Here is a 22,469-nt window from a genome sequence, read left to right on the forward strand (position 1 = left end):
GACCCGCCGATGCCCACCTACTCGTACGCGTGCACCTCGTGCTCGCACGCCTTCGACATCCGTCAGTCGTTCACCGACGACACGCTGACCTTCTGCCCCGAGTGCGGTGAGCACACGCTGCGCAAGGTCATCCACCCCGTCGGGATCGCGTTCAAGGGCTCCGGCTTCTACAAGACCGACTCGCGGGCGAGTGCATCGAAGCCGTCGGGCTCGAGCTCGGGCGACAAGGGCTCGGGCGACAAGGGCGACAAGGGCTTGGGTTCGGGTTCGGGCTCCTCGTCCGGTGGCGACACGTCAGGCGCCTCGGGCTCCTCGGGCTCGTCGGGTGCGGCGTCGAAGGGCACGGGTGCCGGGTCGTCCTCCTCGGGGTCCTCGTCCTCGTCCGGGTCATCGGGCTCGGGCTCCTCGTCCGGTGGCTCGGGCTCGTCGTCCACATCCTCCTGACGACGCGACGGCCGGACGGCCGTCGTCCACAGGCCCGTCGACGACCGCCGGTCGCCGGCGGGGCGCCCCTAGAGTCGGGGGCATGGCCGACCCTGCGCTGACCGCGTCCTCCCCCGCCCCGACCGTCGACGGTCCGCGGGCCGACATCGGCGTCATCGGCGGCTCCGGCCTCTACGACTTCCTCGAGACCTACGACACCGTCGAGGTCGACACCCCGTTCGGCCCGCCGAGCGACCCCCTCGTCGTCGGCGAGGTCGACGGCCGGCGCGTGGCCTTCGTCGCGCGGCACGGCAAGGGCCACCGCTTCGCGCCGCACCGGGTCAACTACCGCGCCAACCTCTGGGCGCTGCGCGCGGTCGGGGTGCGGCAGGTGCTCTCGCCGTGCGCCGTCGGGTCGCTGCGACCCGAGAACGGGCCCGGCACCGTCGTCGTGCCCGACCAGGTCGTCGACCGCACGTGGGGTCGCGGCCACACCGTCTACGAGCAGGAGGGGCCGGTCGTCCACATCGGTTTCGCCGACCCCTTCTGCCCGCGCGGCCGGTCCGTCGCCCTCGGCTCGGTGCGGCGGGCGGGCCTCGACGCCGTCGACGGCGGAACCCTCGTGGTCGTCAACGGTCCGCGTTTCTCCAGCCGCGCCGAGTCGGTCATGCACCAGCAACAGGGCTGGTCCGTCGTCGGCATGACGACGATGCCCGAGGCCGCCATCGCGCGCGAGCTCGCCCTGTGCTTCACGACCATCGCCATGGTCACCGATCACGACGCCGGGGTCGAGGGCGGCGAGGCCGTCTCGCACGACGAGGTGCTGCGGGTCTTCGCCGCGAACGTCGACCGCCTCAAGGGGGTCCTGCGCGACGCCATCGGCGACCTGCCCGAGCCCGAGTCCGACGCCGATGCGACGTGCCCGTGCCGACGGGCTCTCGACGGCATCGAGCTGCCGTTCGCGTTGCCGTGAGCCTGCCGTGGCCCCCGCGACGGCGGGCGGCGCCCAGCTCACGTCGTCGCCGCGCCCGCCGGGCCCGGGTCCGGCGGGTTGTGGCCGCCCTGCTCGCCGGCTCGGCCGTGCTCGTCACGCTCTCCGCGCTGGCCCGTGACCGGGCGCCCGTCGTCGGCGCGCCGACGGTGGTGGCCGTCCGGGCCATGGCCGCCGGCACGGTCGTCGGCGCCGACGACGTCGAGGTCGTGTCGCTCCCCGTCGCGCTGCGCCCCGAGTCGGCGATGACGGCATCCTCGTCGGTCGTCGGGCGCACGACCGCTGCGGCGCTCGAGGCCCGCGAGGTGCTGACCCCGCCGCGGCTGGTCGGCGCCGACCTGCTCGCGGGGCAGCCGGCCGGGCACGTCGCGATGACCCTGCCGGTGCAGGGGGCGAGCACGCTCGGGGCCACCGCCGGCAGCCACGTCGACCTCTGGGCGACGGGCACGGGCGAGCGCGCGGTCGACGACGCCGTGGTGCTCGCGGTCGCGGGTGGCGGCGCCAGCGCCCCGACGTTCGGCGAGCAGGCCCCGGCCACGGTTACGCTCGCCCTGTCGTCCGACGCGGCGGCCCGCGTGGCGACGCACCTCAGCGCGCTCGGCGCCGGCGACCGTTTCGTGGTCGCCCTCCGCCGTCTGCCCGCCTCGTCCCAGTAGTCTCCCCGTGTCACACCGTTCCGGGTGACTTCTCTGGCCACACCATCCACCGGCACGAAGGACACGACCATGCTCAAGGGATTCAAAGACTTCCTCATGCGAGGCAACATCGTCGACCTCGCGGTCGCCGTCGTCATCGGCACCGCGTTCGCGGCCGTCGTCAAGGCGTTCGTCGACGTCATCATGGGCCTGATCGGCAAGATCGGCGGCCAGCCCGACTTCAACGGCTGGACGCCCCTCGGCATCCCGTTCGGCGCCTTCATCACCGCCCTCATCAGCTTCGTCATCATCGCCGCGGTCGTGTACTTCGTGGTCGTCGTGCCGATGAACAAGCTCGCCGAGCGCCGCGCGAAGGGCATCGAGCCGGAGACGGAGGCCCCCTCGGAGGAGGTCGCCCTGCTCACCGAGATCCGCGACTCGCTGCGCGCCCGCTGACCCGAACGCCCGAGAGGGGCGGGAGCCGACCCGGCTCCCGCCCCTCTTCGCGTCCCCGCCCCGTTCGCGACACCGTCGAGAGGCCAGATGGACGTCACCGAAAGGCCAACCCGGATGCCGGTCAGCGCCGTCCGGAACCGGACCCGTGGCCCGATCGCGGGTGTCGGGAAGAGGCCACTCGACGGTCAAGGACGACCTCGGGTGTCGGGAAGTGGCCTCTCGACGGTTCGAGCGGTCAGGCGCGGTGGGGGTGGAGGTCCTTGTCCTCGTAGTCGCCGAGCACCTGGGCCAGGGCGAGCGGGCGCGCCGCCTCCTCGTGCCGGCCGGCCCGCGACAGGGTGCGACCGAGCAGCAGGTGCGCGTAGGCGTCGGTCGGGCACTCGTCGGTGAGCCGTCGCAGCACCGCCTCGGCCCGACCGAGCTGGGCCGAGTGGAAGTAGGCGCGCGCCAGCAGCAGGCGCAGGTCGGTGGTCGGGTGCAGCGAATGCCCGCCGGTCGAGGCAGCGGCCTCCTGCTCGACCTCGCTCACGAGGTCGGCGAGGGCCCGCGAGGCGGCCAGGTACTCACCGCGCTCGAACTGCTGCTGGGCCAGGGACAGGCGCAGGGCGAAGGTGCTCGAGGTCATGGCCGCAGAACGTCGATCGCCCGCGCGGCATTCCGGCCGGCGGTCGGCGTGGCGGGCGTGGCCGGAGCGGTCTACTCGTAGTGCGGCGGACGCTGCTGCCGCAGCCAGGTGTCGCGGGCTCCCTCGCTGCCGGCCGGGGCCTCGTCGCGCCCACGCTCGACGGGCGACTCCGTGTAGTCCTCGGCGTCGGCCGCCGCGCCGGTCCCCTTGCGGAACACCCGACGGCGCCGACCCCGGCGCCCACCGGAGTCCGAGCCGGCCGCGTCGTCGGCGTCGGTGCTGTCGTCGCGCTCGCCGGCTTCGGCGGCGTCGGCCTGTGCCTCGGCCGAACGTCCAGCCGTGATCTCCTCGTCGGCTTCCCGGGCGTCGGCGTCCACCGTCTCGGTGTGTCCCGCGGCGTCTGTCGACGCCTCCGACTCGACCGCAGGTTCGGCTCCCGCGCCGGCCTGACCCGTCGCAGGTGCCGCGGCCGCCGTGGAGCGCACCAGCCTGACGATGCGGGCCACCTCGCGGGCGGGGTCGCGGAAGATGTCCGTGCTCCACACGCGGGTGTGGGCCCAGCCGAGCCGCTGCAGCTGCTCGGGCCGCAGGCGGTCACGGTCGCGGGTGCTCGGCATGGCGGCGTAGCGGTCACCGTCCGTCTCGACGGCGACGAGGGCACGGCCGCGGTGGTGCGGGTCCTCGACGGCGAGGTCGATCCGCTGGCCGGCGCTGCCGAACTCCTCGTGGACGGTGAGGCCCTCGCGGCGCAGCCGCCGGGCGAGGTCGCGACGCAGGTGGTCGACCGTGGCACCGGGCGCACCGGCAGGGGTGGGCGTACCGGCATCCGCCGCCGGGTCGACTCCCCCGCGCTCGGCGTAGGTGAGGAAGTCGCGCAGCATGACGGCGCCTCGGGCCTTGAGGCGCTCGGGGTCGAGGTCGCTGCCGCGCAGGGCGGACACCACCGTCATGCGCACGCGGGCACGGGTGACGGCGACGTTGAGGCGACGCTCGCCGCCCTCGATGTTGAGGGGGCCGAAGCGGTGCAGCACCCGGCCGTGGCGGGTCTTGCCGTAGCCGACGGACAGGATGATGGCGTCGCGCTCGTCGCCCTGCACGCGCTCGAGGTTCTTCACGAAGAAGCGCTCCGGCGCCGCGTCGTCGAAGAAGTCGGCGACGTCGGGGTTGCTGCGCAAAGCGGCGGTGACGGCGTCGTCGAGGCGCGTCGCGTGCCGCAGGCCGAGCGCGATGACGCCGAGCGACTCGTCGGGGCGGGTGCGCGCGTGCTCGAGGACGAGCTGCACGACGCGCTCGACCTCGGCGTCCGTCGTCTCGATCGACGACTGTCCCTGCACGACGTCGGCCTGCCCGTCGACGGGCTCGAACGTGACGGCGGAGTCGAGCGACGTACCGGGGAAGGTCGTCAGCGCCCCGTCGTACATCGCGTCGTTGGCGAAGGCGATGAGGCGCTCGTCGCGGCTGCGGTAGTGCCACGTGAGCCGGCGCGTCGGGAGGGCGGCGGTGAGCACGTCGAGCACCGACTCGAAGCCGTCGGTGAGCACGTCGGGCTCGTCGGCGGAGCCCTGCTCGTCGTCGCTGACGACGGTGAAGAAGTTGGTCGGCGGCAGCTGGCGCTCGTCGCCCGCGACGACGACCTGACGGGCACGGGCGATGGCGGAGACCGCCTGGGCGGGCTGCACCTGCGAGGCCTCGTCGAAGATGACGACGTCGAACCAACGGCCGGGCGGCAGGGTCGAGGCGACGACGAGCGGGCTCATCGCCCAGCACGGCTTGATCGCCGTCAGGGCCGGCGCGGCGACCGGCATGAGGTCGCGCAGCGGACGGTGGCGCCGGGCCTTGCCGGCCTCGGCGCGCACGAGCGCCTCCTGGCCGGGGTGGTCGGCGACGACCTCGCGCACGTTGCGGGCGACGGCGGCCCGGACCCGGCCGACGGTGGCGATCTGGTGCGCCCGGTCGGCGGCGACGTACTCGTCGACGGCCCGGCGCAGGCCGGGCCCGTCGTGGCTGCCGTAGGCCGGGTCGCGCAGCATGATCTCCTGCGCGACGCTGGCCCACCACACGTACTCGACCTCGGACGTGACGTCGTCGGTCGCGACACCGCGGCGGGCGAGGTCGTCGACGGCGTCTCCGAGACCGGCCTCGCGCACCCCGTCGAGGGCGGCGGTCACGTGGGGCAGCACGGCGATGCGCTCCGGCCGGGCGGCCAGCTCGGCCAGCCGCTCGCGCAGCCGGTCGAGGGGCAGGTCGACGAGGCGCGGGCGCTCCGTGTCGGGGCGCAGGCGGGTGCCGAGCCACTCGAGGTCGCCGACGAGCCCGCCCAGCACCTCGATGCCCTCGTCGAGCCGCGGTGAGATCTCGGGTCGGCCGCCACCGCCGACGAGGTCGAACCAGTGCTGGCGCTGCTCGCTCGCCGACACGAGCTCGTCATGAAGGCGCGCCGGCGGGCGGCCGGGGCGCAGCAGCCGCTTCGTCTGGCGACGGATGCGCCAGCGGGAGAGCGCGCCCATCTGCACGTCGCGGTTGGCCCGCCAGTCACGGGTCGCGGTGGCGGCGATGTGCTCGTTGAGCGGGATGTCGAACACCTCGGGGCGGAACACCTCGAGGGTGTGCCGCACGGCGTGCATGGTGTCGAAGGCCGCCCGCCAGTCGCCGACCGAGTTCGCCTGCGGGACATGCGACTCGGCCAGGATGCCGTTGAGCTCGTGGGCGATGCCGTCGAGCCCACCCGTGCTGTACCGGGTCGTCACGTCGAGCGCGCGGGAGGCCTCGTCGGGGGTCGTGATGCGGGCCGCGAACCACGGGTCGTCACCGTCGGGGGCCCACGCCCCCAGCCCCGCGGCATCCCGCAGTCTGCGTCCTTGCTCGACCGCGCGGGCACGGGAGATGGACGCGATCGCGTTGCCGCGCAACCGAACTCGTGAGCTGGGCGACGGCTTGCGGGTGGCGAGCTCGGCCATGGCCTGCTCGACGTCGTGGGCCGAGACACCCCACGGCTCGCGCACGGCGTGCCGCGCGGTGAGGTGGCGGGTGACGCGCGAACGCCGGTCGCGCAGCGTGCCGACCGCGCCGTCGTCGGGCGCGGCCACGTGCTCGAGCGCGGCGTCCAGGCTGGTCGCGAACTGTCGCGCGACGGCCCGCTTGTTCGTCGTGCCGTCGTAGGCGTCGAGCACGAGGTCGCCGAGACCGAGTCGGTCGAGGCGGCCGAGCACGGCGTCGATGGCGGCGCGCTTCTCGGCGACGAAGAGGGCCGACTTGCCCTCGGCGGCCAGGGCCGCGATGAGGTTGGCGATGGTCTGCGACTTGCCGGTGCCGGGCGGGCCCTTGATGACGAGGTGGGCGCCGGCGCGGACGGCGTCGATGGCGGCGTGCTGGCTCGAGTCGGCGTCGAGCACGAGGTACTCGTGCTCGGGGTCCGGGTCGGGCTCGCTGTCGGGCAGGCGCAGTCGCACGGCGGCGAGCGCCGACTCGTCACCGGCGAGGGCGGCGACGACGTCGTGGTCGGCCAGGGTGGCGCCCTGCAGGGCGAGGTCGGCGACCATGGGCAGCTTGGCGTACGAGAAGGTGCCGAGCACGAGCCGGGGGGCGATCTCGAAGTCGGGCACGCCTTGGCACAGCCTCTTGAGGGCGGCGTACGACGGGTAGGGGTCGAAGGAGTTGCCGACCGTGGCCATCTCGGCCAGCGACTCGGCATCCAGCTCGATGCCCTGCTCGGAGCGCAGGTACTCGCGCAGCACGGGGTTGAGCTCGACCTCCGGCCCGAGGTCGAGCTCGAAGTCGTCCTGCGCGGCGCCCGTCGGGCGCAGCACGCACGGGCGCAGCAGCACCGGGGATGCCGGGGGGCGGGCCGCGCGCGGGACCGACCACGTCGCCATGCCGATGGCGACGAAGCCGGCGGCGATGCCGCGCTCCTCGCGCAGCTCGAGGGCCTTGCCGCGGATGGCGCGGGCCCGACGGCGGGCCTCGCCGAGGGCCTGCGGCTCGCGGACGAGGTCGGACAGGCGGGTCGGCTTGCCGGCGAGCAGCTTGGAGACGCCGCCGGGGTGGGCGGTCGTCAGGTCGAGGGTGCCCGAGGGCAGGTCGCGGTACCAGAGCAGCGTGTTGCGCCCGCCGAGGTCGACGAGGGTGCGCTGCCAGGTCCGGACTGCGGCGGCGACGCGCTCGGCGCGGGGGTCGGCGTCGGGCGTGGTGAGGGGGGCTGCCGACGCCGACACGCCCCCACGGGCAGGGTCGGGCCTGGATGCGTCGGTCACCCGTGAAGGCTAACGAATCGGAGGGGGTGCTCCGTCGTGGCTCGGCCAGCGGACGCCGGGCGTGGCCGCGGGAGGCCACCACCCGGCATCCGACGTGGCGGTGAGGTCAGCGGTCGATGAAGCGGGCCATGGCCTCGGGGTAGCGCTCCCCCTGCACCTTCACGCTCGTCGAGGCGTCGTCGAGCTCGGCGAGGTCGTCGGTGGTGAGCTCGAGCTCGGCGGCGCCGAGGTTCTCGTCGAGGCGCTCGAGGCGGCGGGTGCCCGGGATCGGCACGACCCACGGCTGCTGGGCGAGCAGCCACGCGAGGGCGACCTGCCCGGGGGTGGCTCCCTTGCGCTCGGCGACCGCCGTGACGCGGTCGACGAGCGCGAGGTTGGACTGCAACGCCTCGCGCTCGAAGCGGGGCAGGGTGGCGCGGATGTCACCCTCGCCGAACTGGGTGGCTGCGGTGACCTGACCGGTGAGGAAGCCGCGGCCGAGGGGGCTGAAAGGCACGAAGCCGATGCCCAGCTCGGCGATGGCGGGGAGGATCTGCTGCTCGGGCTCGCGCCAGAAGAGGGAGTACTCGCTCTGCAGGGCGGTGACCGGCTGCACGGCGTGCGCGCGGCGGATGGTGTCGACGCCCGCCTCGGAGAGGCCGAAGTGGCGCACCTTGCCGGCGTCGATGAGCTGTTTGACGGTGCCGGCGACGTCCTCGATGGGGGTGTCGGGGTCGACGCGGTGCTGGTAGAGCAGGTCGATGGTGTCGGTGCGCAGTCGCCGCAGCGACCCGTCGACGGCCTTGCGGATGCTGTCGGGGCGGCTCGTGACGCCGGTCTGGGTGCCGTCGTCGTCGAGGGCGAAGCCGAACTTCGTCGCGATGACGACGTCGTCGCGGACGGGCGCGAGGGCCTCGCCGACGAGCTCCTCGTTGTGCCACGGCCCGTAGACCTCGGCGGTGTCGAAGAGGGTGACGCCCCGCTCGACGGCGGCGCGGAGGAAGGTGACCATCTCGTCGCGCGGCGGGCGCTCGCCGAACGACTGGCTCATGCCCATGCAGCCGAGGCCGAGGGCCGAGACGGTGAGGCCGGACGTGCCGAGGGTGCGGGTCTGCATGGTGCTCCTTCTGGGCGGTGCGGTGCTGCGGGCCCCGTGGTGGTACCCGGATGCCGGGTGGTGCGGTTGCCGTGGGACCGATGCGCGCGGCTCTGAGGGTGGGGACGGGTCCAGTAGCCTTGGCCGCGTCGCCCCGCCCTCGTAGCTCAGGGGATAGAGCACCGCTCTCCTAAAGCGGGTGTCGCAAGTTCGAATCTTGCCGGGGGCACCACACGTTTGCGCAGGTCAGCGGCGGTGTCACTCATCCACTGCTCCCCCTTCAATGAGGCCGAACGGCTCGTTGTGGCACATCTGTGGCACATGGAGGTCCAGGGACAGGGCCACGGCGTCGAGGTCGTCGGGGAACAGACCGGCGTAGATGTCGAGCGTCATCGCGGCTGACGCGTGGCCGAGCATCTGCTGGATCGCCTTGACGTTCGCGCCACCGCGGACCGCGAGCGAGGCCGCCGTGTGGCGCAAGTCGTGCGGCGTCACCCCGACAAGACCGGCTGCCACGCAGGCCGGGTCGAACACCCGCCGTCGCCAGTTGTTGAGGATGATCGGGCCACCCATCGCGGCCGGGAACAGCAGGTCGTCGCGCTCCTTGCCCTGGCACATGCCGAGCAGCGCAGGCATGAGGGCCGGCGGCACCGGGACCGACCGGGTGCGATGGGTCTTCGGCGTCGAGAAGACCATGGTCGAGCCGACCCGGGTCACGCTCTCGGAGGTGGTCAGCCGTCGCCGTTCGACGTCGAGGCGGGTCAAGTCCCGGTGAGTGGTGTAGCGCTGCGTGATCCAGTGTTGCTTAAGCGGTCAGGGCGGGCATGGCGTCAGCTCCGATCTCGGGGTCGTTGGCGGTGATGGCGGTGAGCCGGCAGCGGGCGAGGACGTCGAGGCCGAGGTAGCGCCGGCCTTCGGCCCATTCGTCGGTCTGCTCGGCCAGGACAGCGCCGACGAGGCGCACGATCGCTTCACGGTTGGGGAAGATCTCGCGCTGACAACGCGGAGTCGGTGCGGCGGCGGATCTCGCGGTTGAGGCGCTCGGCGGGGTTGTTCGACCAGATCTGGGTCCACACGTCTTTGGGGAAGGAGGTGAACGCGAGGATGTCCTCACGGGCCTCAGCGAGGTGTTCTGCGACGGCGGGAAGCTTGTCGGTGACGTAGTCGATCAGCCGGTCGAACTGGGCGTGCACGGCCGGGGCGTCGGGCTGGTCGTACACGCTGTGCAGCATCGCCTTGACCGCGGGCCACATGCTCTTGGGAGTGATGCTCATCAGGTTCGCGGCGTAGTGGGTGCGGCACCGCTGCCAGGCTGCGCCGGGCAGGTTCGCCGCGATCGCCTCCCGCAGCCCGACGTGGGCATCGGAGGTGACCAGCCGGACCCCGGTCAGTCCGCGGGCCAGCAGATCGGCGAAGAACTCGTTCAGGTGGTGAGCAAGCCGCGCCGGTTTCGCTGGTCGCGACGCGCATGCCCAGGACCTCGCGGTGGCCGTCGCCGTTGACACCGGTCGCGACGAGAACCACGGCGTTGACGACACGGCCTCCCTCACGCACTTTCATCGTCAACGCGTCCCGTCGGTCAACCAGCGAGGAACGTGAACGGGCCCGCGGTGTCCAGGGGGCGGTGGCGGAACTGCTCGACGTGCTCGTCGAGGTCGGTGGCCATCCGAGAGACCTGCGACTTAGACAGCGAGTCGATCCCGTGCTCACAACAGGGTCTTGACCAGCTTGTCCATCCGGCGGGTGCTGACACCGGCGAGGTAGCAGTCGGCCACGACGGTGACCAGCGCGGACTCTGAGCGTTTGCGACGCTCGAGGAGCCACTCCGGGAAGTAGGTGCCCTTGCGCAGCTTCGGCACCGCGAGCTCGATCGTGCCGACACGGGTGTCCAGGTCGCGGTGGCGGTACCCGTTGCGTTGGGCCCCTCGTGTGCTCGAGGGGCGGCCGTACTCTGCGCCCACGACGGCGTCGGCGTCCGCCGACAGCAACGCGTTGATCACCGTTTGCAGCAGCGAGCGCATCATGTCGGGGCTGGCTTCGGACAACGCCTCGCCGAGCAAGCCGGCAGGGTCGACAATGTGGGGTGCGGTCATCGTGATGGCTCCGTTCGAGGGTGCTTTGGAAGGTTCACTCGAAGGATCACGCGGTGGCCGCACCCATGTCCACGACCGGGACGAACTCGGCGACCGCGCTACACCACTATCAGGGACTCAACTTTCGTGGCACACAGCGTCCGAGTCGACGGCCCCCGCGATCCCAACAACAACACCCGATCACCCACGCCAACACAGAGCCGAAAACTTTTAAAAACAGGTTCGAATCTTGCCGGGGGCACTGCATACGTCTCCAGGAGAATTGACGAACCGGCTGTTTCGCCAGTGTTCTGGCAACCCCGCCTGTGCGGCCTTGGGGCCATCCTGGTGCCGTCGGCCACCGACGGTGTTCTCTCGCCGGTGGGTCTTTGGGGACTGTTGACGGACGAACCTAGTCGTCTAGCGACTTGGGCTTCCGACAGTTGGAAGCGCTGATGACCTGTCTGTCGATGACAGTGTGGGTTGTTGGCCGTCCAAACTCCTGCACAGTCCGCACCGATGTGAAAATCGCGGCTGGCTTGCGCTCGCGCCGAACCATCGTGAGCGACCAGACGGCGACCGCGTTCCAGGGTGGGGCTGCACCCATCTTGGCCCTGGATCTTGAGCGACCACGCACCTACGTGGGGAGTATCTTTACGCGACTACTAATTTGCACGTGATGGCGTAAGTACCTGCCGCGCCAGACCGAACCTGCGAGACTGATCCTTTCACTCAGAGGTAGAAAGGAGCAGCAACATGGGTATTTGGGATCGTCTTACTGGCGCTGAAGCGGAACGGGAGCGCGAGGGCAGGGAGGCCGCCGAGGCCGCGCGGGCGGCCGCTGAGTCCGCGCAGGCGCGCGCTGACGCCGCGAAGGCAAAGTCCGACGCGACGGCGCAGCGGCTCCGCGAGCGACTTACGAGCGAGGTGGACGACCACCGTAGGACACAAAACAAGCTTGACGAGGCCCGCGGTGACCAGTTCAAGCAGAAGCAGGACAAGACACCGCCGGACCCGCGACTGGCCAAAGAACAGAGGTACCGCGAGGCTGGTGGCCACGATTCAAGACCCACCCGGTGAGTAACGCGGTTGCTAGCTTCGCCATTGGCCCTAATACAAGCTTGCATTGCAGACGCGCCTCAATCAACTTGTGATCTCGAAGTTGATTGAGGCTGTGAGCCAACACCGCCGGGCGCCTCGCTAGTCCGTCCCCGACGTGCCGCCCAATTGGGCGCGCCGCCACGACGCGCTTGAGATGACGGCCGCGCACGTTCAGCCCGATCTCAGCAAATGCCCCGTATCCAGTCACCACGCGCACTACCGTCGCTGCATGGGGAGACGGGGACGGGTCGACAAGACGTTCAAGGCCGCTGCGGTGGCCGGTCTGCTTGCGGCGGGGGTGTTCGCGGTCGTGCCGGGCCAGGCGCTGGCCGCCGACGCGAAACCCGGCCTGCCGAGCGAGATGGCCGGGTACTCGTACCTGACGGGGAACGTGACGAGCGCCCCACCGGGACGGGCCGTCGCCCTGTGGCAGTACGGCTTCGGCGTCGAGTTCATGGACTTCCCGCAGGCCGTCGTGCTGGGCGCGTCGAGCGACGTCTACCGCCGGCTCGACGTGGCTGAGGGTCGCCACGGCGCCGAGACGCAGGGCGATCCGGGCCCGATGCTGCTCTCCCCCGACGGCACGAAGGCCGCTGTCGGCCACTACGACATCGACCCGCCGGACCTCGCGGTCGTCGACCTCGCCACCGGCGACGTCACGACGCATCCGCTGCCGGAGGGCCACTCGGTCATCCCCCTCGCGTGGTCACCCGACTCCACCCGGCTCGCCTACGGCGCCTCGACCGGTCCCGACAACCCCTACTCCGGCGACCCCCGCTGGCCCGTCGGCTCACGGCTGTCGGTCGTCGACACGACGAGCGGCGCCGTGACAAAGCTGCCCGTCACCGACTACGCGGCGGTCGCCTTCGCGCCCATCGGCACCGACGTGGCCGTCGAGACACCGGGCTCCATCCGGGTGCTCGACGCCACGGGCGCCGAGCGGCGCAGGCTCCCCCTCCCGGCCGAGCGCCACCTCGCCGGGCCGTCGGCCTGGTCACCGGACGGGCGCCTGCTCGCCATCACGCGCCCGATGACGACCTGTTTCGACCCCGCCGACTACGTCGACCCGACCGGCCTCGTGCAGGACTGCGACCCCAGCACAGACGGCCTGTCGTTCGTCGACGCCACCGGTACCGGCGCGGCCGTCCCCCGCCCGCTGAAGGGCGACCTCTCGGGCACCCGCGACGTGCTCGGCTGGACCAGCCCCACCGAGGTCGTCGTCCTGGACGACCTCACCGCACCCACGTCCCCCGACTTCACCGACCAGAAGCACTGGGTGACAGCGGTGTCCGTCGACGGGCAGCAGAGCCGGCGCCTCATGTCCGTGCCCGACGACGGCAACTACGGCGTCGGCCGCTTCCACCTCGCCAGCGCCCTCGCGCCCGACCTCGAGGTACGCCCCGCCGGCAGCGCCGACCGCGGCACCTGGCCCACCGTGGTGCGCATCGGGGCGATCGCCGCCGCCCTCGGCCTCCTCGTCAGCTACGCCCGCAGTGCGTGGCGCGGGCGTCAGCGTGCCCGCCGGCGCGCGGCCTACCGCGCCGCCCGCCTCGCCGCCGCCGACACGGTGGCCGGCCACCCGGCATCCGCCCCGTAGCCCGAAACCGTCACGATGCGCGACGCCGGCCGTGTCGCGGCGGCGTCAGTCGAGCGCTCAGGGGTATGCGTACCCCATGAGCGACCGCCACCAGCGAGATGCCCCCGCCCCCGAGGATGCCGGCAAGCCGGACTCCCCGACCGACGTCACGAAGCCGTCGTGGAAGTACGTGCTCAAGCGCACGGTCCGAGAGTTCAACCGCGACGAGTGCACCGACATCGCCGCCGCCCTCACCTACTACGCGGTTCTCGCCCTCTTCCCCGCCGTCATCGCCCTGCTCTCGCTCGTCGGTCTCGTCGGGCAGGGCCAGCAGGTCGTCGACGCCCTGACCCAGGTGCTGCGCGACGTCGGCGGCGGCTCGGTCGCCGACGCCATCACCCCCGCGCTCCAGTCGCTCAGCTCGACCTCTGCCGCCGGGTTCGCCTTCGTCTTCGGCCTCGTGGCCGCGCTGTGGTCGGCATCCGGCTACGTCACCAGCTTCGGGCGCGCGATGAACCGCATCTACGAGGTGCGCGAGGGGCGCCCGTTCTGGAAGCTGCGCCCCGTCATGCTCGCCCTCACCCTCGTCACCGTCGTGCTCATCGCCCTCGTCGCCCTGTCGCTCGTGCTCACCGGCCCTGTCGCCCGCGCGGTCGGCGACGTCATCGGCCTCGGCGACACCGCCGTCACGGTGTGGAACATCGCCAAGTGGCCGGTCATGCTCGCCGTCGTCATCGTCATCGTCGCGCTGCTCTACTACGTCACGCCGAACATCAAGCAGCCGAAGTTCCGCTGGATCAGCGTCGGGGCCTCGCTCGCCATCGTCGTGTGGATCGTCGCCTCGGCCCTCTTCGGGCTCTACGTCGCCAACTTCAGCGACTACAACAAGACGTACGGCTCGCTCGCCGGTGTCGTCGTCTTCCTGCTCTGGCTGTGGCTGACCAACCTCGCCCTGCTCTTCGGGGCCGAGCTCGACGGCGAGCTCGAGCGGGGCCGTCAGCTGCAGGCCGGGATCGCCGCCGAGGAGAAGATCCAGCTGCCGCCGCGAGACACCACTAAGATCGACAAAGCGGACGAACAGCGCAAGGAGGAGATCGCCGAGGGCCGAGCCCTGCGGGAGTCGGAGGGCCAGACCTCCGACGAGCGCGAGGCCTCGTCACCCGACGGGGAGGAGCGCGTGCGGCACTGACGCCCACGCCACCCGCCCCCGGCGTCACCTGACTCGCAGACAGGGGTGATGAGGTGGGCACGTGCTGAGCACGAGGGCGAGTGCGGTCGCCGTGGCCGGGCCGGCGCTGCGCGACGAGTCGCTGGCCTTCGCGCGCGACGGCCACCGCGCCGCCGCCCGCGTCTGGGTCGAGGCGGCCTCGCGTGCCGGCGCCGACCCCCACGCCCTCGACCGGATGCCGGTGCGCTGGCTCGGGCGTCGCGCCGTGCTCGTGCGCGGCCCCCTCGCGGAACGACTCCTCGCCGACGAGACCGCCGTGCGACGCGGGGGCTCGCTGCCGCGGGCGCTCGCCGTCGGCGCCCTCGGCCGGGGCGGCACCCCCGGCGTCACCGAGGGTCCCGACGACGCCTCGCTGGCCTGTCGCAGCTCGGCCCTGGCCCGCGCCCTGCGCGCCGCCCCTGCCCGGCAGGTCGCGCTCGCCCTCGACCTTGAGCTCGACGAGATGGAGTCGGCGTGGCGGGACGCCGGCACCGGCCTCGTGCACGACTCGGCCTCCGTCGCCTTCGGTCGGGTCGTGCTGCGCTGGGCGGGGCTGCCCCAGTCGATCTGGGGCGACGACTTCCGCTGCCGCACCCTCGTGCGCGCGGCGGAGGCTTCGCCCGCGTCGGCGCGCTCGGCGATGTCGGTGCCCGATGCCCGACGGGCCCGGCGCTGCCGCGGCAGCTGGGAGGCGTGGGCGCTCGAGGCGGTGCTCGCCACCCGGTCGGGCGACGTCACCCCCCGGGTCGGCTCGCTGCTCGACGACCTCGCCGGCCTGCGCCGCTCCGACGGCGCCCACGTCGCCGCGCCGGAGGTCGCCTCGCTGCTGCTCGACGCGGTCGCGCCCGTCGTCGGGTCGGCCTGCCTCGCCGCCTGGACCGCCCTCGCGCTCACCCACCACCCGCACTGGCAGGCCCGCCTCCGCGTCGAGCACCTCGGCCCCCGTCGCGGTGAGGCCCGGGTGGGCCACCGCGCCCCCACCCGCAGCACCCGCGGCACCGCCCGCACCGCGTCGAGCACCCCGGCGACCCCGACCGGACCGGTCGCCACCGCCGTCGCCCTGGAGGCCCAGCGCCTGTTCTGCGCCGCTCCCCTGCTCGTCGTGACCGCGCGCCGCGACCTCGACGTCGCCGGCCTCGCCGTCGGCGCGGGCGACCGTGTCGTCGTCGACGTGCACGCGAGCAACCACGACGAACGCCGGTGGGACGACGCAGAGTCGTTCGACCCCGGCCGCTTCCTGCCGCGCACCGGCGAGCGACGCGCCGGGCCCCGTCCCTTCGACGCGACCCTCGACCCGGTGCAGCAGCAGCTCGTCACCGTGCTGCTCGCCGCCACGATGACGCGCATCGCGACGATGCTGCCCGACCTCGGCCCCGACACCGGGGCGGAGTCCGACGCCGAGGCCGACTCGTGGGTGCGCACGGCCCTCGGGACCCGGCCCGACGGCATCCGCGTCGACCTCACGGGCACCCGGTGAGGCTCGAGCGGGGCAATCTCGACGACCCGGCGCTCGTCGCCCTGCTCGAAGGCCACCTCACCGAGCTGCGCGCGCTCTCGCCGCCCGAGAGCACGCACGCGCTCGACGTCGACGCCCTCCGCGCGCCCGGCATCGAGGTGTGGGTGGTGCGCGATGGCACGTCGCTGCTCGGCTGCGCCGCCCTGGCCCCCCTCACGCTCGACGGCACGGATGCCGGTGAGCTCAAGTCGATGCGCACCGTGGCCTCTGCGCGGGGCCGGGGCGTCGGCGCCCTGCTCGTGGGGCGCCTCGTCGAGCGCGCCCGCGAGCGCGGCCTGGGCGGCCTCTGGCTCGAGACCGGCAGCGAGGAGTTCTTCGCCCCGGCCCGGCGGCTCTACGCCCGGGCCGGTTTCGTCGAGTGCGGTCCGTTCGGGTCGTACCGGCCCGACCCGCTGTCGACGTTCATGACGCTGCCCCTCGTCGGCGACCGGAGCCGCTGAGCCGACGGCGCCGACCCGGCGCGGACCTCACGACAGGTCAGGTCGGAAGAGGTCCTCGATGCGGCACTCGAAGGCGGCCGCGAGGCGGAAGGCGAGCGGCAGCGACGGGTCGAAGCGCCCCCGCTCGATCGAGATGACGGTTTGCCGCGAGACGCCCAGGCGCTCGGCGAGCTCGACCTGCGACCACCCCTGCGCGGCGCGCCGGGCGGCGACCTCGTTGTCGATCAGGACTCCCGGCGCGAGACGAGGACGTGGCGCAGGGTGAGGTCGGCCAGCCCCAGCACGACGAGGGCGACGAGGACGGGCTGGGCCGGCAGGTCGGCGTCGACGACGCTGACGACGGTGAGGGCCAGGCCCGCGGCGACGAGCAGGTCGATGCACGTGCCGGACGCCGCCTGCTCGGCCCACCGCGCCTCGACGCTCTCGTCGTCGTGCGGGTTCGGGCGGTGCACGTGCGGGTGCGCGAGGACGAGCCAGGCCAGCCCGGCGACCGGCCCCACGGCGCAGGCGCCGAAGACGAGGGCGGCGGCCCACGGGTCGCCGGGCCGGGCCCACGCCGCGACCAGGGCGACGAGGCCCACGACGAGAAACGTCGCCCCGGCGACGGCGAGGCGCACCCGCCACGGCACCGTGGCCGAAACCTGCTCGGAGGCGGACGGGCGGTCGGTGGTGTTCACGGGCTCCCCTGTCGACGGGTGGCCCTCGGTGTGACGGGGCCACGACGGCTGTCAAGCGTGCTTGACAGCACCAGCCTGACGGCATCCGACGTGGGTGTCAAGCACCCTTTACGTGCGGTCGGCGTCCGCCCGGTGCGGCCGCTCGGGGCCGAACCCGTGGTTCAGCCCCCACAGCACCGCCTGGCTGCGGGTCTGCACGCCCATCTTGCGGTAGGCCGTGCGGATGTAGCTCTTGACCGAGTTGATGCTGAGGAACGTCGCGGCGGCCACCTCCTGGTTCGAGCGGCCGAGGGTGATGAGCGCGACGACCTCCGACTCCCGCGGGGTCAGGCCCTCGTCGCGACCCGGCCAGTCGCCGGGATCGGCGATGCCGGTGCCGGCCTCGGGGCGCACGACGACGCCCCGCTCCCGGTAGGCCCGTTCGAGCCCGGCCACGAGCTGGCCGGCGGGGAGGCTCTTGGCGAGGTAGCCGGCGGCCCCGGCGGCCAGAGACCGCTCGATGAAGTCGTCCTCGTCGCTCCACCCGTAGACGACGACAGTCTCGGCGAGCCCGTTGGCGACGATCTTCTGCAGCGCGATGTCGTCGGTGCGGTCCTGCCCGAAGGTGTCGACGAGGGCGACGTCGACGGGCTCACCGACCGGTGCCTCGACGTCGAGCTCGACGAGGCGCACCCGGTCGCGGTAGGAGGCGAACATGCGGGCCAGTCCCTGCACGACGATCTCGTAGTCGTCGACGAGGGCGACCCGCAGCGGGCGGCGGTCGGCATCGGACACGACGGGGTCGTACCCGGTCGGCGAGGTCGGCTCAGCACACGGCCGCACACCCCAAAGGATGTGCCTCCCCTGTGAGTGCTCGCCTACGTTGCGAGGATGCCGTCACCGCGCCCGGTTCTGCTGGCCCCCGCCTCGGCGGGGGCCGTCACGGGCGTGCCCGACCTCGGGTCGGTGGCGAAGGCGGCCACCGCGGCGGCCGGTGACGTCGACGCCGCCCTGTGGCTGGCGCGGGACCTCGCCACCACCCTGCCCCTGCCCGGCTCGGGCGCCACCCGGGCGCTGTGGGAGGCCCTCGCCTCGCTCGGGGCCGCCGACCTCACCGTGGCCCGGGTGGTCGAGCCGCACCTCGACGCCCTCGCCGTGCTCGCCCAAGTCGAGGCCGACGGGCTGCTGCCCGACGGAGCCCTCGACGCCGTGGGCGTGGACGACGGAGCCACGTGGGGCGTCTACGCGGCCGAGGGACCGGGGGCCCGCCTCGAGGCGCACCCGGACCGCGACGCGTCGGGTCACGAGGTGGCCCTCCTCACCGGGCGCAAGCCGTGGTGCTCGCTCGCCGGCCGCGTGAGCCACGCCCTCGTCACCGCCTGGTGCGGTCCGGACGAGCGTCGCCTCTACGCGGTCGACCTGCGCCACGCGGGCGTCACCGTCGCGACCGACGTCGCATGGGCCGCGCGTGGGCTCACCGCCGTGACGAGCGGGCCCGTGGACCTCGTCGACGTGCCGGCCGTGCCCGTCGGCCCGCCCGGCTGGTACCTGCACCGCCCCGGGTTCGCGTGGGGCGGCATCGGGGTCGCCGCCATCTGGTTCGGGGGCGCCGTCGGCGTCGCGCGCCGGCTCGCGGAACAGGCCGCCCGTCGGGAGCCCGACCAGCTGGCCCTCGCCCACCTCGGCGCCGTCGACGGTGCCCTGCACGCCGCCCGGGCCGCCCTCGCCGAGGCCGCCGCGGTCGTCGACGCGACGTCAAACGGCACGAGCACGGGTGTCGACCCCGCCGTGCTCGCCCTGCGCACCCGCCAGGTCGTGGCCCGTGCGGCCGAGACCGTGCTCGAGCACGTGGCCCACGCCCTCGGCCCCGCCCCGCTCACCCTCGAGGACGAGCACGCCCGCCGGGTGGCCGACCTGCAGGTCTACGTGCGCCAGGAGCACGCCGAGCGCGACCAGGCCACCCTCGGGCGGCTGCTGCTGCAGCACGGCGACGCCCCGACCGACGGCCCGGCGCCGTGGTGAGCCCCACCGCTGCGGCCGCGACGCCTCCCACCTTCCGCCACGACGACGCCGGCACCCCCGAGCAGCAGTGGCTGGCCCTGCCCGACTGGGACGGGGTGCGCGCCCTCGAGCCGTTCGGCCCCTCGGGCGCCCGCCGGCTCGTGGTCGTCGCCGCGCACCCCGACGACGAGAGCCTCGGCGCCGGCGGCCTCATCGCCACGGCGGCCGAGCTCGGCGTGCCGGTCGAGGTCGTCGTGCTCACCGACGGGGCCGCCTCGCACCCGGGCTCGACCTCGGTGACCGGCGACGCCCTCGCCGCGCTGCGCGCCGACGAGACCCGCTCCGCCGTCACCGCCCTCGCGCCCCTCGCGGGCGTGCACCTCGTGGGGCTGCCCGACGGCGAGCTCGCCCGGCACGTCGACGCCGCCGTCACCGCCCTCGTCGCGGTCGTCGGCGAACGCGGCCCCGACACCCTGCTCGTCGCCCCGTGGCGGGGTGACGGCCACACCGACCACGAGGCCGCGTCGGTCGTCGCCTCGACCGCCGCCGTGCGCACCGACAGCCATGTCGTCGAGTACCCGATCTGGTTGTGGCACTGGGGAACTGGAGAGGACGTGCCGTGGCACGACCTCCGCGGTCTTCGGCTCGACGACGGCGCCCGCGCCGCCAAGGCGGCCGCCCTCGCGGCCCACGCCAGCCAGGTGACGCCGCTCTCGGACGGGCCCGGCGACGAGGCCCTGCTCTCACCGTCGATGCTCGCGCACTTCGACCGGCCCCACGAGGTCTTCGTGACGCCGCGCGCCCCGCACGACGACGACGCCTTCGAGCGCCTGCACCGTGAGGTCGAGGAGCCGTGGGACACCCCGACGTCGTGGTACGAGCAGCGCAAGCGCGCCGTCACCCTCGCCGCCCTGCCGCACCAGCGCTACGGCCGCGCCCTCGAGGTGGGCTGCTCGACCGGGCAGCTGGCCCGGGCCCTCGCCGACCGCTGCGACCACCTGCTGGCCCTCGACCGGGCCGACTCGGCGGTCGAGCGGGCCCGCGCCGCCATCGCCGGGCAGCAGCACGTCGAGGTGCGCCGGGCGACGGTGCCCCGCGACTGGCCGCACGCGCAGTTCGACCTCGTCGTCGTCAGCGAGGTGGGCTACTTCCTCAGCCCCCTCGACCTCGACGGCGTCATCGACCGCGTCGAGCGCTGCCTCGCCCCCGACGGCGCCGTCGTGCTGTGCCACTGGCGCCACCCGATCGAGGGCTGGCCCCTCACCGGTGACCGCGTCCACGAGCGCTGGGCCGAGCGCACCGGCCGCCCGCCCGTCGTCACCCACCTCGAGCGCGACTTCGCCCTCGTCGTGCACGCCGCCCGCGGGGTGTCCCCGTGAGCGCCGTGCCCGTCACACCGGTCGAGCGGGTCGAGGTCGTCGTGCCCGTCCGCGACGAGCAGGACCTGCTCGGTCGCTGCCTCACCGCGCTCGAGGTGGCGGTCACGCGGCTCGCGAGCGAGCGACCCGGCATCCGCTGCGGGGTGACCGTCGTGCTCGACCGCTGCACCGACGGCTCGGCGGGTGTCGTCGCCGGCTTCCCGACCGTGCGCGTCGTCACCTCGGATGCCGGCTCGGCCGGCGCCGCGCGGGCGTGCGGTCTGCGCCACCTCGACGACGCCACCGCCCCGGACGGCGTGTGGGTGGCCAACACCGACGCCGACAGCGTCGTGCCCGCGCACTGGCTCACCGGGCAGGTCGAGCTCGCCGAGGCGGGCGCCCGCCTCGTCGTCGGCACCGTCGCCCCCGACCCGGGCGACGTCGACACGGGCGTGCTCGACCGGTGGTGGGCCCAGCACCGGCTCGCCGACGAGCACGAGCACGTCCACGGCGCCAACCTCGGCTTCCGGCTCGACGTCTACCGGGCCGTCGGAGGCTGGGCCCCGCTCGCCGAGCACGAGGACCTCGACCTCGTCGTCCGGCTCCGCGCCCGTGGGGGCGCGGTGGCCACGGACGCCGTTCGGGTACTCACCTCTGGGCGACAGCACGGCCGCACGCCGGGCGGTTTCGCCCGGTACCTGCGCGAGCTGGCCGCCTCCACCCGACCGCTGTCGACCGCTCCCCCCGTGGTGGGTGGGCCGTGAGGAGTCCGTTGCACGCCGTCCCGACCCCCCTGCTCACGCCGCTGCCGACCCCCCTCACGCTGGGTCTGGCGACCCGACGCACCCGCCGACCCCTGCGCATCGGGGTGATCGGGCCCTGGAAGTACCCCCTCGTGCAGCCCTTCGCCGGTGGCCTCGAGTCGCACGTGAGCGAGCTGACCGCCCGCCTGCGTCAGCTCGGCCACGACGTGAGCCTCTTCGCCCGCGAGGGCAGCACCGGGGTGGCCACCGGTGACGAGCTCGAGTCGGGGTGGATCCCCAGCCTGGCGGCCACCCGCGACGTGTCGATGCCGTCGATGGCGGCCATGCTCGAGCACCACGCCTACCAGCGGCTCCTGCTGCGGCTCGTGCACGGCGAGGCGGAGCAGCGGTTCGACCTCATCCACATCCACGCCGTGCACCACCTGCCGGTCGCGATGGCCCCCTCGCTGCCGGTCCCCGTCATCGCCACCCTGCACACGCCGCCCACCGCCTGGCTGGAGTCGACCCTCGCCGTGACGCGCGGCGCCGGAGTGCGCTTCACCGCCGTCAGCTCGCACGTCTCGAAGGCCTGGTCCGTGCTCGAGCAGCGACCCGAGGTCGTGCTCAACGGCGTCGACACCGACGTCTGGCGCGCCGGGCCCGGCGGCGGCCGCGTCGTCTGGTCGGGCCGGCTCGTGCCCGAGAAGGCCCCGCACCTCGCCATCCGAGCCGCGCGCCTGGCCGGTCGCCCGATCACGATCGCCGGCCCGGTCAGCGACCCCGACTACGTGCGCCGCGAGATCGCCCCCCTGCTCGGTGACGACGTCACCTACGCCGGGCACCTCGGCCAGCAGGCCCTGGCCGCCCTCGTCGGCAGCGCCGCCGTGGTGCTCGCGACCCCGGTGTGGGAGGAGCCCTTCGGCCTCACCGTCGCCGAGGCCCTGTCGTGCGGCACCCCCGTCGTCGCCTTCGACCGGGGCGGCATCCGCGAGGTCATCGGCAGCTCGGGGTCGGGTGTGCTCGTCCCCGCCGACGACGTCGCGGCCATGGCCGCCGCCATCCCGCTCGCCGAGCGCATCGACCGCGAGGCGGTGCGACGTCACGCCGAGCGGCGGCTGTCACTGGGACGCATGGTCGAGCGCTACGTCGACCTCTACCGCGTCGCCGTCCGCGCCGGTCACGACCCAGAGGTCTCGCGCGGCGTCGTGACGGGCCAGGCCCAGGCGCTCGAAGCCCTCCAGCCAGCCCTCCATCGGGAACCAGCCCCACTGCTCACGAAAATGGTTGGCGTTGCGGACGACTGACTCGAGGTGACGCACCGGTGGGCTCTCGACCGGGTGGTGC

20 protein-coding genes, 1 tRNA gene and 1 pseudogene are annotated in these 22,469 nt (G+C 73.6%); 14 read left to right on the forward strand and 8 right to left on the reverse strand.

The annotated features are described in order from the left end of the window. Positions 1–9: 9 nt before the first annotated feature. The 4 genes from DFJ68_RS11165 (at position 10) to mscL (ending at position 2,505) form a co-directional block, all read left to right on the forward strand. Entirely contained in the window at positions 10–444 is a 435-nt protein-coding gene (locus tag DFJ68_RS11165; protein WP_121033235.1) for an FmdB family zinc ribbon protein, read from the forward strand. A gap of 82 nt (positions 445–526) precedes the next feature. Further along, positions 527–1,396, forward strand: coding sequence for an S-methyl-5'-thioadenosine phosphorylase (locus tag DFJ68_RS11170; RefSeq protein ID WP_121033237.1), 870 nt, complete (start codon positions 527–529; stop codon positions 1,394–1,396). A gap of 80 nt (positions 1,397–1,476) precedes the next feature. Further along, on the forward strand, positions 1,477–2,070 hold the full coding sequence (locus DFJ68_RS11175) for an SAF domain-containing protein (RefSeq protein ID WP_121033238.1): 594 nt from the start codon (positions 1,477–1,479) through the stop codon (positions 2,068–2,070). A 69-nt stretch (positions 2,071–2,139) separates the two neighbouring features. Continuing rightward, a complete protein-coding gene (mscL, locus tag DFJ68_RS11180; protein WP_121033240.1) occupies positions 2,140–2,505 on the forward strand; it encodes a large conductance mechanosensitive channel protein MscL in 366 nt (121 codons plus the stop codon). A 235-nt stretch (positions 2,506–2,740) separates the two neighbouring features. Here the strand turns inward: mscL and DFJ68_RS11185 are convergent, their stop codons facing one another. The 3 genes from DFJ68_RS11185 to DFJ68_RS11195 all read right to left on the reverse strand — a co-directional run bounded on the left by DFJ68_RS11185 (position 2,741) and on the right by DFJ68_RS11195 (position 8,476). Then, the gene (locus tag DFJ68_RS11185) at positions 2,741–3,130 is read right to left on the reverse strand and encodes a tetratricopeptide repeat protein (RefSeq protein WP_121033243.1); all 390 of its coding nucleotides are present in this window, start codon (positions 3,128–3,130) and stop codon (positions 2,741–2,743) included. Positions 3,131–3,201: 71 nt separating this feature from the next. Further along, complete coding sequence (locus tag DFJ68_RS11190; protein WP_245963597.1) at positions 3,202–7,380, reverse strand: AAA domain-containing protein; 4,179 nt, start codon at positions 7,378–7,380, stop codon at positions 3,202–3,204. Between the two features lie 106 nt (positions 7,381–7,486). Next, positions 7,487–8,476, reverse strand: coding sequence for an aldo/keto reductase (locus tag DFJ68_RS11195; RefSeq protein ID WP_121033247.1), 990 nt, complete (start codon positions 8,474–8,476; stop codon positions 7,487–7,489). A gap of 135 nt (positions 8,477–8,611) precedes the next feature. On the opposite strand from DFJ68_RS11195, the gene DFJ68_RS11200 reads away from it, so the two are divergent. Next, positions 8,612–8,687, forward strand: a tRNA-Arg gene (locus tag DFJ68_RS11200). A gap of 26 nt (positions 8,688–8,713) precedes the next feature. On the opposite strand, the gene DFJ68_RS18740 is transcribed toward DFJ68_RS11200, so the two are convergent. Next, positions 8,714–9,220: a tyrosine-type recombinase/integrase gene (locus tag DFJ68_RS18740; RefSeq protein WP_245963598.1), complete on the reverse strand. Its 507-nt coding sequence runs from the start codon at positions 9,218–9,220 to the stop codon at positions 8,714–8,716. Positions 9,221–9,260: 40 nt separating this feature from the next. Further along, positions 9,261–10,548 (reverse strand): annotated as a pseudogene (locus tag DFJ68_RS11210) (IS256 family transposase). A 735-nt stretch (positions 10,549–11,283) separates the two neighbouring features. Between DFJ68_RS11210 and DFJ68_RS18120 the strand changes: the two are divergent. The 5 genes from DFJ68_RS18120 (at position 11,284) to DFJ68_RS11230 (ending at position 16,367) form a co-directional block, all read left to right on the forward strand. After that, on the forward strand, positions 11,284–11,607 hold the full coding sequence (locus DFJ68_RS18120; protein WP_147431570.1) for a hypothetical protein: 324 nt from the start codon (positions 11,284–11,286) through the stop codon (positions 11,605–11,607). 250 nt (positions 11,608–11,857) lie between these two features. After that, the gene (locus DFJ68_RS11215) at positions 11,858–13,225 is read left to right on the forward strand and encodes a TolB family protein (RefSeq protein WP_170165749.1); all 1,368 of its coding nucleotides are present in this window, start codon (positions 11,858–11,860) and stop codon (positions 13,223–13,225) included. A 76-nt stretch (positions 13,226–13,301) separates the two neighbouring features. Next, positions 13,302–14,393: a YihY/virulence factor BrkB family protein gene (locus tag DFJ68_RS11220; protein WP_121033251.1), complete on the forward strand. Its 1,092-nt coding sequence runs from the start codon at positions 13,302–13,304 to the stop codon at positions 14,391–14,393. 61 nt (positions 14,394–14,454) lie between these two features. After that, a complete protein-coding gene (locus DFJ68_RS11225) occupies positions 14,455–15,888 on the forward strand; it encodes a cytochrome P450 (protein WP_121033253.1) in 1,434 nt (477 codons plus the stop codon). Then, positions 15,885–16,367 (forward strand): GNAT family N-acetyltransferase, encoded by a 483-nt coding sequence (locus tag DFJ68_RS11230; protein WP_121033255.1) that lies wholly within the window; start codon positions 15,885–15,887, stop codon positions 16,365–16,367. Before DFJ68_RS11225 ends, DFJ68_RS11230 begins: the two co-directional genes overlap by 4 nt. A gap of 27 nt (positions 16,368–16,394) precedes the next feature. Here the strand turns inward: DFJ68_RS11230 and DFJ68_RS11235 are convergent, their stop codons facing one another. The 3 genes from DFJ68_RS11235 to DFJ68_RS11245 form a co-directional block, all read right to left on the reverse strand. Beyond that, positions 16,395–16,592 (reverse strand): helix-turn-helix transcriptional regulator, encoded by a 198-nt coding sequence (locus tag DFJ68_RS11235; RefSeq protein ID WP_121035302.1) that lies wholly within the window; start codon positions 16,590–16,592, stop codon positions 16,395–16,397. Beyond that, positions 16,592–17,044: a hypothetical protein gene (locus DFJ68_RS11240; RefSeq protein ID WP_121033257.1), complete on the reverse strand. Its 453-nt coding sequence runs from the start codon at positions 17,042–17,044 to the stop codon at positions 16,592–16,594. Before DFJ68_RS11240 ends, DFJ68_RS11235 begins: the two co-directional genes overlap by 1 nt. A 108-nt stretch (positions 17,045–17,152) precedes the next feature. After that, positions 17,153–17,818: a helix-turn-helix transcriptional regulator gene (locus tag DFJ68_RS11245; protein WP_245963599.1), complete on the reverse strand. Its 666-nt coding sequence runs from the start codon at positions 17,816–17,818 to the stop codon at positions 17,153–17,155. Positions 17,819–17,914: 96 nt separating this feature from the next. On the opposite strand from DFJ68_RS11245, the gene DFJ68_RS11250 reads away from it, so the two are divergent. The 4 genes from DFJ68_RS11250 to DFJ68_RS11265 are packed head-to-tail and all read left to right on the forward strand — an operon-like array spanning position 17,915 to position 22,429. Further along, positions 17,915–19,045 carry an acyl-CoA dehydrogenase gene (locus DFJ68_RS11250; RefSeq protein WP_121033259.1) on the forward strand — a complete coding sequence of 377 codons (1,131 nt, stop codon included), beginning with the start codon at positions 17,915–17,917 and terminating at the stop codon, positions 19,043–19,045. After that, positions 19,039–20,403, forward strand: a complete 1,365-nt coding sequence (locus DFJ68_RS11255; RefSeq protein WP_121033261.1) for a bifunctional PIG-L family deacetylase/class I SAM-dependent methyltransferase — start codon at positions 19,039–19,041, stop codon at positions 20,401–20,403. Before DFJ68_RS11250 ends, DFJ68_RS11255 begins: the two co-directional genes overlap by 7 nt. Next, positions 20,400–21,146 (forward strand): glycosyltransferase family 2 protein, encoded by a 747-nt coding sequence (locus DFJ68_RS11260; protein ID WP_121033263.1) that lies wholly within the window; start codon positions 20,400–20,402, stop codon positions 21,144–21,146. Before DFJ68_RS11255 ends, DFJ68_RS11260 begins: the two co-directional genes overlap by 4 nt. After that, positions 21,143–22,429 (forward strand): glycosyltransferase, encoded by a 1,287-nt coding sequence (locus DFJ68_RS11265; RefSeq protein WP_420823658.1) that lies wholly within the window; start codon positions 21,143–21,145, stop codon positions 22,427–22,429. Before DFJ68_RS11260 ends, DFJ68_RS11265 begins: the two co-directional genes overlap by 4 nt. Positions 22,430–22,469 lie beyond the last annotated feature (40 nt).

Source organism: Terracoccus luteus, from assembly GCF_003635045.1.
Lineage (GTDB): Bacteria > Actinomycetota > Actinomycetes > Actinomycetales > Dermatophilaceae > Terracoccus > Terracoccus luteus.

Coding starts and splice junctions, on each gene's coding strand:
- DFJ68_RS11165 (WP_121033235.1), top strand. CDS start 10: ATGCCCACCTACTCGTACGCGTGCACCTCGTGCTCGCACGCCTTCGAC.
- DFJ68_RS11170 (WP_121033237.1), top strand. CDS start 527: ATGGCCGACCCTGCGCTGACCGCGTCCTCCCCCGCCCCGACCGTCGAC.
- mscL (WP_121033240.1), top strand. CDS start 2,140: ATGCTCAAGGGATTCAAAGACTTCCTCATGCGAGGCAACATCGTCGAC.
- DFJ68_RS11185 (WP_121033243.1), bottom strand. CDS start 3,130: ATGACCTCGAGCACCTTCGCCCTGCGCCTGTCCCTGGCCCAGCAGCAG.
- DFJ68_RS11195 (WP_121033247.1), bottom strand. CDS start 8,476: ATGCAGACCCGCACCCTCGGCACGTCCGGCCTCACCGTCTCGGCCCTC.
- DFJ68_RS18120 (WP_147431570.1), top strand. CDS start 11,284: ATGGGTATTTGGGATCGTCTTACTGGCGCTGAAGCGGAACGGGAGCGC.
- DFJ68_RS11215 (WP_170165749.1), top strand. CDS start 11,858: ATGGGGAGACGGGGACGGGTCGACAAGACGTTCAAGGCCGCTGCGGTG.
- DFJ68_RS11220 (WP_121033251.1), top strand. CDS start 13,302: ATGAGCGACCGCCACCAGCGAGATGCCCCCGCCCCCGAGGATGCCGGC.
- DFJ68_RS11250 (WP_121033259.1), top strand. CDS start 17,915: ATGCCGTCACCGCGCCCGGTTCTGCTGGCCCCCGCCTCGGCGGGGGCC.